The sequence below is a fragment of the Bacillus sp. IS1 genome (genome assembly GCF_032461585.1).
Lineage (GTDB): Bacteria > Bacillota > Bacilli > Bacillales > Bacillaceae > Bacillus > Bacillus velezensis.
Genome location: NZ_JAWCWR010000003.1, coordinates 185831 through 194893, shown reverse-complemented (window position 1 = coordinate 194893; position 9063 = coordinate 185831). Strand labels below are relative to the sequence as shown.

At 49.6% G+C, this 9063-nt stretch carries 12 protein-coding genes; 5 read left to right on the top strand and 7 right to left on the bottom strand.

The features are described from left to right. Positions 1 to 63: 63 nt before the first annotated feature. Genes sbcD through RUW00_RS14380 form a run of 3 tightly spaced genes read left to right on the top strand, consistent with a single transcriptional unit; the run spans position 64 to position 4934 of the window. Positions 64 to 1236, top strand: coding sequence for an exonuclease subunit SbcD (sbcD, locus tag RUW00_RS14390; protein ID WP_315956660.1), 1173 nt, complete (start codon positions 64 to 66; stop codon positions 1234 to 1236). Further along, complete coding sequence (gene sbcC, locus RUW00_RS14385) at positions 1233 to 4625, top strand: exonuclease subunit SbcC (protein ID WP_280144998.1); 3393 nt, start codon at positions 1233 to 1235, stop codon at positions 4623 to 4625. The genes sbcD and sbcC overlap by 4 nt, the downstream gene beginning before the upstream one ends. A gap of 15 nt (positions 4626 to 4640) precedes the next feature. Further along, positions 4641 to 4934 carry a hypothetical protein gene (locus RUW00_RS14380; protein WP_017417418.1) on the top strand — a complete coding sequence of 98 codons (294 nt, stop codon included), beginning with the start codon at positions 4641 to 4643 and terminating at the stop codon, positions 4932 to 4934. A 43-nt stretch (positions 4935 to 4977) separates the two neighbouring features. Here the strand turns inward: RUW00_RS14380 and RUW00_RS14375 are convergent, their stop codons facing one another. The 7 genes from RUW00_RS14375 to RUW00_RS14345 form a co-directional block, all read right to left on the bottom strand. Then, positions 4978 to 5196 (bottom strand): spore germination protein, encoded by a 219-nt coding sequence (locus RUW00_RS14375; RefSeq protein ID WP_003155143.1) that lies wholly within the window; start codon positions 5194 to 5196, stop codon positions 4978 to 4980. Positions 5197 to 5235: 39 nt separating this feature from the next. Next, on the bottom strand, positions 5236 to 5631 hold the full coding sequence (locus RUW00_RS14370; protein ID WP_014417372.1) for a spore germination protein GerPE: 396 nt from the start codon (positions 5629 to 5631) through the stop codon (positions 5236 to 5238). Then, positions 5631 to 5807, bottom strand: coding sequence for a hypothetical protein (locus RUW00_RS14365; protein ID WP_003155141.1), 177 nt, complete (start codon positions 5805 to 5807; stop codon positions 5631 to 5633). The genes RUW00_RS14370 and RUW00_RS14365 overlap by 1 nt, the downstream gene beginning before the upstream one ends. Then, on the bottom strand, positions 5804 to 6421 hold the full coding sequence (gene gerPC / locus RUW00_RS14360) for a spore germination protein GerPC (protein ID WP_014417373.1): 618 nt from the start codon (positions 6419 to 6421) through the stop codon (positions 5804 to 5806). Before gerPC ends, RUW00_RS14365 begins: the two co-directional genes overlap by 4 nt. A 35-nt stretch (positions 6422 to 6456) precedes the next feature. Then, positions 6457 to 6693: a spore germination protein GerPB gene (locus RUW00_RS14355; RefSeq protein ID WP_007409164.1), complete on the bottom strand. Its 237-nt coding sequence runs from the start codon at positions 6691 to 6693 to the stop codon at positions 6457 to 6459. 12 nt (positions 6694 to 6705) lie between these two features. Continuing rightward, positions 6706 to 6927, bottom strand: a complete 222-nt coding sequence (locus RUW00_RS14350) for a spore germination protein (RefSeq protein ID WP_003155135.1) — start codon at positions 6925 to 6927, stop codon at positions 6706 to 6708. A gap of 189 nt (positions 6928 to 7116) precedes the next feature. Next, entirely contained in the window at positions 7117 to 7332 is a 216-nt protein-coding gene (locus tag RUW00_RS14345) for an aspartyl-phosphate phosphatase Spo0E family protein (RefSeq protein WP_014417374.1), read from the bottom strand. 217 nt (positions 7333 to 7549) lie between these two features. Between RUW00_RS14345 and RUW00_RS14340 the strand changes: the two genes are divergently transcribed. Further along, positions 7550 to 8455 (top strand): fumarylacetoacetate hydrolase family protein, encoded by a 906-nt coding sequence (locus tag RUW00_RS14340; RefSeq protein ID WP_280144999.1) that lies wholly within the window; start codon positions 7550 to 7552, stop codon positions 8453 to 8455. 93 nt (positions 8456 to 8548) lie between these two features. Next, the gene (locus tag RUW00_RS14335) at positions 8549 to 8905 is read left to right on the top strand and encodes a YisL family protein (RefSeq protein ID WP_003155128.1); all 357 of its coding nucleotides are present in this window, start codon (positions 8549 to 8551) and stop codon (positions 8903 to 8905) included. Positions 8906 to 9063: the final 158 nt, after the last annotated feature.

The window sequence follows — 9063 nt, the reverse complement described above, 5'->3', positions numbered from 1 at the left end:
AAGATCCGAAGCTCCTTTTTGGAGCGGATCTTTTTTTCTATCAAAAAGTGAGGTGAATGCGGTATGCGCATTTTACATACAGCTGACTGGCACCTCGGCAAAACGCTGGAAGGCAGAAGCCGGCTGAGCGAGCAGGCCGAGGTATTGGAAGAGCTGAATACCATTGTCAAGGAAGAAAACATTGATGCGGTCATTATGGCGGGGGATGTATTTGATACGGTCAACCCGCCTGCGCTCGCTGAACAATTGTATTACGAAAGTCTTTCCGCGCTTTCTGACGGCGGAAAGCGCCCGGTTGTCGTCATTGCCGGAAATCATGACAATCCCGACAGGCTGGCGGCGGCTTCTCCGTTAACAAATGAGCGCGGCATTCATTTAATCGGCTATCCGCGGACAGAACCCGTGCATATTGAGGTGCCGTCGGCGGACGAGCTGTTAGCCGTAGCCGCGCTGGCATATCCGTCAGAGGCGAGATTAAACGAAGTGCTTTCTGATACGTTTGAGGAAAAGCTTCTTCGCGATCATTACGATGTGAAAATCAGAGAGGCGTTTGCTCACATGTGCGGACTGTGCCGGCACGATGCCGTGAAAATTGCGGCGAGCCACATTTATGTCGCGGGGGGAAATCAGACCGATTCAGAGCGTCCGATTGAAGTCGGGGGCGCTTACACAGTTGCCGCTGACAGCCTGCCGGCTGATGCGGCTTACGTGGCTCTCGGCCATCTCCACCGTCCGCAAACGATCAAGCGCGCCAAGACGGCTGCCCGTTATTCAGGCTCTCCGCTCGCATACAGCTTTTCAGAAGCCGGTTATGCCAAATCGGTGACGGTGGTAGAAGCGAAGCCCGGCGGAGAAGCGAAGTGGGAAGAGGTTTTCCTGTCTTCCGGTAAACCGCTCGTCAAATGGAAAGCGCAGGGGCTGAGCGAGGTTCACGGCTGGCTCGATGAAGGGCGTGACCGGAATGCCTGGATCGACCTTGATATCCATTTGACGGATCAGCTTTCTCTCGAGGAAATTCATCGGCTGAGAAAGGCGCATCCCGGCTTTATCCATATCAGGCCGGTTTTTGAAGAAAAAGAGACCGGCAATGACCGGATTGAAGTGAAACACACATCAATTGAGGATCGATTTAAGAAGTTTTATGAAAAACAAACGGGCGGCGGCGTGCCGGATGAGGAGATGGTCAAGCTGTTTTTAGAGCTTGCGTCAGCAGATGATGAGGAGGATGCGACATGAAGCCGATTCTGTTAACGATAAAAGGGCTCCACAGCTTCAGGGAGGAACAGACCATTGATTTTGCCGGACTGTCAGGAGCCGGGGTGTTCGGGATTTTCGGGCCGACCGGAAGCGGTAAATCGTCGATCCTTGATGCCATGACACTCGCTTTATACGGAAAAGTGGAGCGCGCCGCAAATAATACGCACGGCATCCTGAATCATGCCGAAGATCAGCTCGCCGTCTCATTTACATTCGCGCTTCAATCCGGCCACCGGGTTTCCTACAAGGTCGAGCGCGTTTTTAAGAGAACGGATGAAACGAAAGTAAAAACCGCCCTCTGCCGCCTGATTGAAATCAAAGACGAACAAACGGTGCTGGCCGATAAAGCGAATGAAGTGAACAAAAAGGTAGAGGAGCTTCTTGGCCTGACCATTGACGACTTTACAAGAGCCGTCGTGCTGCCGCAAGGAAAGTTTGCCGAGTTTCTGTCGCTTAAAGGCGCGGAAAGAAGACATATGCTCCAGCGCCTGTTTAATCTGGAACAGTACGGGGACAGGCTTGTCAAAAAATTGCGGAGGCGGGCGCAGGAAGCGGCAGCGAAAAAAAATGAAATGCTGGCCGAACAATCCGGCCTCGGAGACGCAGGAGAAGATGCGCTGAAGCAGGCTGAACAGCAGTTTCACGAAGCGAACGCACGGCTTGAAGCAGCTGAGAAGAAACGGGTCCGGGCAAAAGAGCGTTTTGAGAATCACCAGGAAATTTGGAACTTGCAGACAGAAAGAGATGAATATGAGCGCCGGGAGAAAAAGCTTGAGGAAAGACGCCCGTACATCACGGATTTGACTGAGCGTCTTAAAGAGGCGGAAACAGCTCTCGCCCTTGAGCCGTACGCAGACCGTTACACAGAAGCCGTCCGCCGGAAGCAGCGCGCCGAACAGGAGCACGAACTGGCCAAACGGAAATCAGAGGCGGAAACCGTTTCATTTACCCGGCAAAATGAAGCCTATGAAGCATGGCGGGCCCATAAGGCCGAACAGGAGCCGAAGCTTGTCAAGGAAGATGAGCTGTATCAAAGACTTTCAGCCATAGAACAAAAACTGCTTGAAGCGAAAAAAGAAGCGGAAAAAACAAATGCGGAACACAGCAAAAAAGAGGAAGAATACGAAGCCGCCTCGAAACAGCTGGCCGGAGTGAAAGACCGCCTGACCCGCGGTAAAAACAGGCAGAATGAGCTGAAAGAAGAGCTGAAAGCAGTTCAAGTGACCGCCAATGAACGGAAAAAATGCCAGACCGCAGCACAGCTGGCGGCGGGCTTTCAGCAGACACAGGAACAAATCACGAAAGAACGGGCCAATCTGACAACGCAGCTGAAAAACATGGAGAAGCTGAACGGAGAAAGCGAGTCGCTCACAGCGAAAGCGAAAATCGAAGAGGAAGACATTACGCACGCTTATCAAACGCTTCAAACCGTTTACCATATGGTCTGTGAAACGGAGCGTTCACTAAAAGCTGCAGCCGAACGGGCTGACAAAACGCAAGCCGATCTCCGCAGGCGCTCAGAGGAAGCGAGAACGGCTGCATTAACAAAAGAATTATCGGAAAAACTAATCGAAGGAAAGCCTTGTCCTGTATGCGGCTCGACGCAGCATGACCGCCCGCGTTCCGCTCATGAAACATTCTCGCCTGATACGGCTGTACAGGAACAGTTGCAGCAGGTTGAAGCGCTGCTTTCTGAGGCGGCGGCTCTTTCTCAGGAAGTGCTGACAGCCAAGGTTGCATTAGAAGAACAGTCGGGGCGTTTTACCGAAGAATGTCCGTTTCTGCAAAGCGCCCGGGTTCCGGAGCTGGAAGCCGCTTCCTCCATCAGCGGACGCCCGCTTGATGAAGCGTTCAGCGCCGTCCGCTTGGAGTGGAAACAAATGAAACAGGATATGCTGTCGGTAAAAGAGAAGGTCACAAGACTGATCAGCGCGCATCAGCAGACGGTGAAACAAGCTGAGCAGCTGGCCGAACGAATCCGCTACGAGGAAAAAGAAGCCGACCGTCTCAGACATTCATTAGAAGAGCTTGAATCGCTGTCAGAAAGCCGATTGAATCAGTACAACGAAGTCTGCGGTGATATTCCGCCAAACCGGATTGACGCCTGGCAGGCTTCGATAGATGAGAAGGACAGGCAGGCAGAAGAATGTGAGAAGCGCATTGAAACAAGCATCGCATTCCTCAAGGAACATGAAGAGGAGAAAGAACGCCTGCAGGAGATGAAGCATCGGCTTGAACGGGAACGGCTCGAGCTTCACTATGCGTCTGAGCGCCTGCAGCAGGTGATTGACGGATATGAACAAGAGCTCGGAACAGCAGCTGAAGAAACATCAATTTCCGCAAAGCTTGAAGCGGTGCGGCAGGAATTACAGCTGTTAAAATCGAAAGAACAGTCCTTATTCGACGCGCTGAAGCAGGCGCAGCAATCACTGAATGACGCAAAAGGCCGGGAATCCGGGAGTCTCATGTCACTCAGGGATGCTGAGACTTCCCTTGAGAAAGCGCAAAACGACTGGCGCGTGAGGTCAAAAGACACCGGGTTTACCGAGCCGGACCAAGTCAAAAAAAGTCTGCTTCCGCAAGGGCGTGCAGAGGAAATGAAAAAAGAAATAGATGAGTTCCTGGACACCTCAAAACAGCTATCGGCAAATATCAGCCGTGTTACTGATAAATTAGCCGACCGCCGGATATCGGAGGAAGAATGGACAGCATCCGTTTCTCTGCTGAAGCAGGCAGAGGCTGAGTCAGGCGCCGCCATGGAGGAAAAAGGAGCACAGGCAAAAGCCTACGCGGTTATGCAAAAACAGCATAAGCGCTTTAAAGAGATTGAAGCCGAACTGAAAAGCTGGCAGACACAGATTGACAGGCTTGATAAGCTCCAGTCTGTATGTAAAGGCAATACATTCGTCGAATTTTTAGCGGAAGAACAGCTGGAAAGCGTGGCTCGGGACGCCTCTGCCCGTCTCGGAGCGCTGACAAGGCAGCGGTATGCCATATTAGTCGATTCAGAAGGCGGTTTCGTCATGCGTGATGATGCGAACGGAGGCGTCAAACGGCCCGTATCAAGCCTTTCCGGCGGGGAGACGTTTCTGACATCGCTGTCGCTTGCACTTGCCTTGTCCGCCCAGATTCAGCTGCGGGGGCAATACCCGCTGCAATTCTTTTTCTTAGATGAAGGATTCGGGACTCTTGACCAAGGGCTCTTAGACACCGTTGTCACAGCGCTCGAAAAGCTGCAATCGGACAACTTATCCGTCGGAGTGATCAGCCATGTGCAGGAGCTGAGAGCGCGTCTGCCGAAAAAATTAATCGTTCATCCGTCCGAACCGGGTGGGAAAGGCACCCGGGTCACATTGGAGATCATGTAGAAAGGAGAAGGAATTATGGCCGATTCTGCCGAGGGCACATGTGAATTATGCGGCCGCCATCATGTGCGGCTGACGGAGCACCACTTAACGCCTAAGGAAGAAGGCGGGACATTCCTTCCGACCGCAATGCTCTGCATCCCTTGTCATAAACAGGTTCACGCGCTCTATACGAATCAGGAGCTTGCGGCAAGGCTCGCGGGAATAGAAGAGCTGCGGCGTGACCCGAAACTCGCGCGGTTTGTAAAATGGATCAGAAAACAGCCGCCAAAAAAGCTTGTAAAAACAAAAAAAGCAAATGAACGAACATAACGCTGAACCAAAAGCAGCCCTCTTCTGAAAGAGCGGCTGCTTTTTAGGCGTTTCCGACCACATTTTGATCGCTGACATCGGGGTCTATATAGTTTGTCGCATTGACAACGTTGTTTAATAACAGGAAATCTCCGGTATTGCCTGCTCCCGAACCGAGCGCAGATTTAGAAGAGCTTTTTGGAGAAAGGTAAAAGGAATCACCAAAGTTTACGACTCCGCCCGATATGGAATTGATAGCTATAGGTCCGGTAATTGCTGGCATAAACGACACCCTTTATAGAAGTCTCACCGTCATTATATGTCAGGGCTGCTGTGATTGTGAGCTTGATGTGAAGATCTGCCTAATATGTTTCAGCCGCGAATCTCCCAGAACGATCGACGTCGATCCGATTTGAACCACGGACGCTGACGATACCCCTTGAACTTTCACATTCCTTACCCGAATTGAAGGGTTTTCATGGCAGAATGCGCTTTGGACTCCCGTTTCCGGTAACGGCATGACGGCCGGCTGCCGAAAGATCTGGTATTCTTTTTTGTTAAATGAGCCTTCATCATCTCTGTATACAGCAAGACTACGCTGATCGGCCAATACTTTGACCCGCATATTGATTTCATTCGTATCGCCTGCTTGAAAGACACTCGCAATCCCGACTGAATTGATTTTGGCGTTCCGGAGGCGTGAAATGCGCTTTAACATTATTCCGGCGCCAGCGGCACATAAGGCCCGATAATAAGAGATTCCGGAGGCGTGTCAAAGATAGAAGACAGATAGACGGAATCGGTGTCGCCGATTAATAATAAGGAAGAACTGGACACACCGGTAGACCGGATGTCGCCGACTTCAATATTCCGGTTAATCACTGTAAAAATCATGACGGATCATCACCTTTCATTTCACCAGGTATGTGCTTAATAAAGTGCTCGACGGCCCTGACAATATCACGCTTCACATGTTCGGCAATCTGCTCGGCATATTGCGCGGGCGCCGTATTTTCTTCTTTCGGGACATGGGACAGATAATACTGAATCCGGCTGTCCATCTGCTTTCTGATATCTTCAATAATATGATATTTGTTCGCTTCGTCCAGCCTGCTCTCATACTGAGTTTCGAGCTTCTCTAAAAGCGCGGGGATTTCTTCATTCAGGTACATATCGACGTTTTGACGGATTTGCTGCATTTGCTGGCCCGCCTGTTCCTGCTGCATCATTCCGACCTGCGGAGATGTCTGGCCGACTTCGAAGTTTTGCACGGCATTCGGATCAGTCGGATTCAATCCGATATTCAGCGTTCCTTCCAGCCGTTCAATTTTCAGCTGATCAAATTTATACTCGAGCCGATCGATTCTTGTAGAAGGCTGCTGCTTCAGCGTTGAAATTTCATTTTGGAATTCTTTCAGCTGCCGTTCGAGCTCCTGAATCTGCTGCGCCTGCTGCTGGACGAAAGAATTTAAATTCTGCAGATAGGATGAAACGGATTGATCATACATGACATTCACCTCGCGTCTCGTTTCCTTCATTAAAACTACCGGCTTGGCGGCTGGAGCGGTACAAATGATGAGGTGCCGGGACCTCCCCCTGTTGTTACAGTCTGCTGCCCCGCGGTGACAGGCGGCGCCGGCTCAACATAACTCCCTGTATTGTACAGATTGGAAAGAGATTTAATTGAACCGGCGCTTCCGATTTGCAGTATGGAGGAATTGCTGACAGATTCTACACGCATGTAATTGATATGGATCGACTGATTGACGTAAAAATTCATACGGCGCCTCCTTTATGCGTTTCCTGCCATCGGCTGGTCGATTACATCATTATCGTACACATTCGTTGAATTCCTGTAATTCGTCAGTGTGAGATTGTCTCCGGTATTGAAGCTGCCCGCTCCGGCAAATGTCTTAACCTCTGCTTTTGGAGAAATGGTGATGCAGTCGCCTATATGAACGACTCCGCTCGTACCGACGGCATTAATTTTAAACGCTCCGACAATTGCGGGCATACGAGCACATCCTTTTCGTGAAGATTTTCATGACTGCACTCCAGGAGCTTATCTGGGCTGCCTGCCTAAAATAGCTTATGACAAATGCACATTTTTGTGAGCGGAAAAAACTTTAGACGTAAAAACACCGGCGCTATACGCATGCCGGGCCTTATACATAAATGATACAGATTTATATACACATCACGTTTATGAGAAAGCCTCTTTTTTTCCTGCGGTGCGGCCGTGCTCAATCTGTACGGACGGGTTCAGCCCGCTGTCTTTCGTTTGTTGGATGAGCCCGCCCCGGCACCCGTTTAAAAGGCTGTCCAGCTCCTGGCTGCACCTGATGGTCTCCGTCGCATTGATTCCGAATTTTTGCGCTGTCTCGAATAAAGTTAATCTTTTTTCTTCAATTTTGTTCATCGTGTGATCTCCAATTCTCGATTATTTTGGAAAACATAGGATGATAATAGTATAACCCATTTTGTCCAAGAAGGTTTTATTTCGTCAATATGACTAAAAAAGTGACAATTTTTGATACTCTTTTACACTTATTTTCAGCCTGTTTAAAAGAGGAATTTCCCGCCCGGAGGAAGAATACATAAAGGAATGCCAGATTTAAAAATGATGGGGGATTAACATGAAATTTGCGACAGGGGAACTGAACAGCCGAAAATTTGTCGGTCTGATCATTGATGATGACAAAATCTTAGATCTGCAAAAGGCTGAAAAAAAATTGTTTGAACTTGAGACGATTCCGGGTTCGCTGATCGAGTGCATTCAAAAAGGAGATAAGTTTGTCGCGCATGCCGGACAGCTTGCGGAATGGGCGAAAAAACCGAATGACGAGTCGGGTTCATTTATGTATGCGCTGTCTGACGTAAAGCTTTGCGCGCCTATTCCGAGACCTTCAAAGAACGTGATCTGCATCGGGAAAAATTATCGTGATCATGCCGTTGAAATGGGGAGTGAGGTTGATATACCGGAGCATCCCATGGTTTTTACGAAAGCCCCCGCTGCCGTTACAGGACACGGAGAAACAGTGAACAGCCACTTGGACGTAACGGAGCAGCTTGATTATGAAGGGGAGCTTGCGGTAATCATATCAAAAAGCGGATCGCACATCTCCAAAGAACATGCGCTTGATCATATATTCGGCTATACAATTGTAAATGATATAACAGCGCGCGATCTGCAGAAAAAACATAAACAGTTTTTTATCGGCAAAAGCCTGGATACGACATGCCCGATGGGCCCGGTCATTGTACATAAGTCGGCCGTCAGTGATCCGCAAAGCCTGAAAGTTGAAACGCGGGTGAACGGAGAACTGCGCCAATCAGGATCAACGGGCGACATGATTTTTCCGATAGCTGAATTAATCGAGACGCTGTCAAAAGGGATGACGCTTGAAGCCGGTGACATTATAGCGACGGGGACGCCGTCCGGTGTCGGAAAAGGGTTTAAGCCGCCGAAATTTTTAAAGCCGGGGGACCGCATTGACATTACAATTGAACCGATCGGCACGCTGTCGAACCAAATCGGATAATTGTGTGTCTTTCGCACGATTGATAATGCTCCGGGCGGCTTGTTGTGGTACCATAAGTGAGGCAGATTGATCTGATAGGGGGAATTGAACATAATGACACATTGGCATATTACTTCATGGGTCGTTGCGCTTATCCTGGTATTTGTCAGCTACGGGCTGTACGGTGCCGGAAAAGCGAAGGGCGCAAAAATTACGCATATGATTCTGCGCTTATTCTACATTATTATTATTCTGACCGGAGCTGAGCTTTTTGTCCGTTTTGCGAATTGGAACGGAGAATACGCCGGAAAAATGCTGCTCGGCATCATTACCATCGGACTGATGGAAATGCTCGTCATCCGTAAGAAAAAAGGCAAATCAACCGGCGGACTGTGGATCGGTTTTATTATCGTGCTCGTCCTGACGGTGCTGCTCGGCCTTCACTTGCCGATCGGCTTTCACGTATTTTAATCAGTCGCTTGAAAAACCCGGATGCATCCGGGTTTTTTTAGTTGCGCATACATTTTGCGCAACTGTGCCAGCGTCAATCACTCTCGTTACCGCAAAAGCTACGGCTGTAAAGGGTAAAAGCAAACGCCGGGCGTCAATCAGCGTGAAAAACAAAGCTA

Bases quoted from the DNA above. Each gene is read 5' to 3' on its own strand.
- sbcD (WP_315956660.1), top strand. From the start codon at position 64: ATGCGCATTTTACATACAGCTGACTGGCACCTCGGCAAAACGCTGGAA.
- sbcC (WP_280144998.1), top strand. From the start codon at position 1,233: ATGAAGCCGATTCTGTTAACGATAAAAGGGCTCCACAGCTTCAGGGAG.
- RUW00_RS14380 (WP_017417418.1), top strand. From the start codon at position 4,641: ATGGCCGATTCTGCCGAGGGCACATGTGAATTATGCGGCCGCCATCAT.
- RUW00_RS14375 (WP_003155143.1), bottom strand. From the start codon at position 5,196: ATGCCAGCAATTACCGGACCTATAGCTATCAATTCCATATCGGGCGGA.
- RUW00_RS14370 (WP_014417372.1), bottom strand. From the start codon at position 5,631: ATGTTAAAGCGCATTTCACGCCTCCGGAACGCCAAAATCAATTCAGTC.
- RUW00_RS14365 (WP_003155141.1), bottom strand. From the start codon at position 5,807: ATGATTTTTACAGTGATTAACCGGAATATTGAAGTCGGCGACATCCGG.
- gerPC (WP_014417373.1), bottom strand. From the start codon at position 6,421: ATGTATGATCAATCCGTTTCATCCTATCTGCAGAATTTAAATTCTTTC.
- RUW00_RS14355 (WP_007409164.1), bottom strand. From the start codon at position 6,693: ATGAATTTTTACGTCAATCAGTCGATCCATATCAATTACATGCGTGTA.
- RUW00_RS14350 (WP_003155135.1), bottom strand. From the start codon at position 6,927: ATGCCCGCAATTGTCGGAGCGTTTAAAATTAATGCCGTCGGTACGAGC.
- RUW00_RS14345 (WP_014417374.1), bottom strand. From the start codon at position 7,332: ATGAACAAAATTGAAGAAAAAAGATTAACTTTATTCGAGACAGCGCAA.
- RUW00_RS14340 (WP_280144999.1), top strand. From the start codon at position 7,550: ATGAAATTTGCGACAGGGGAACTGAACAGCCGAAAATTTGTCGGTCTG.
- RUW00_RS14335 (WP_003155128.1), top strand. From the start codon at position 8,549: ATGACACATTGGCATATTACTTCATGGGTCGTTGCGCTTATCCTGGTA.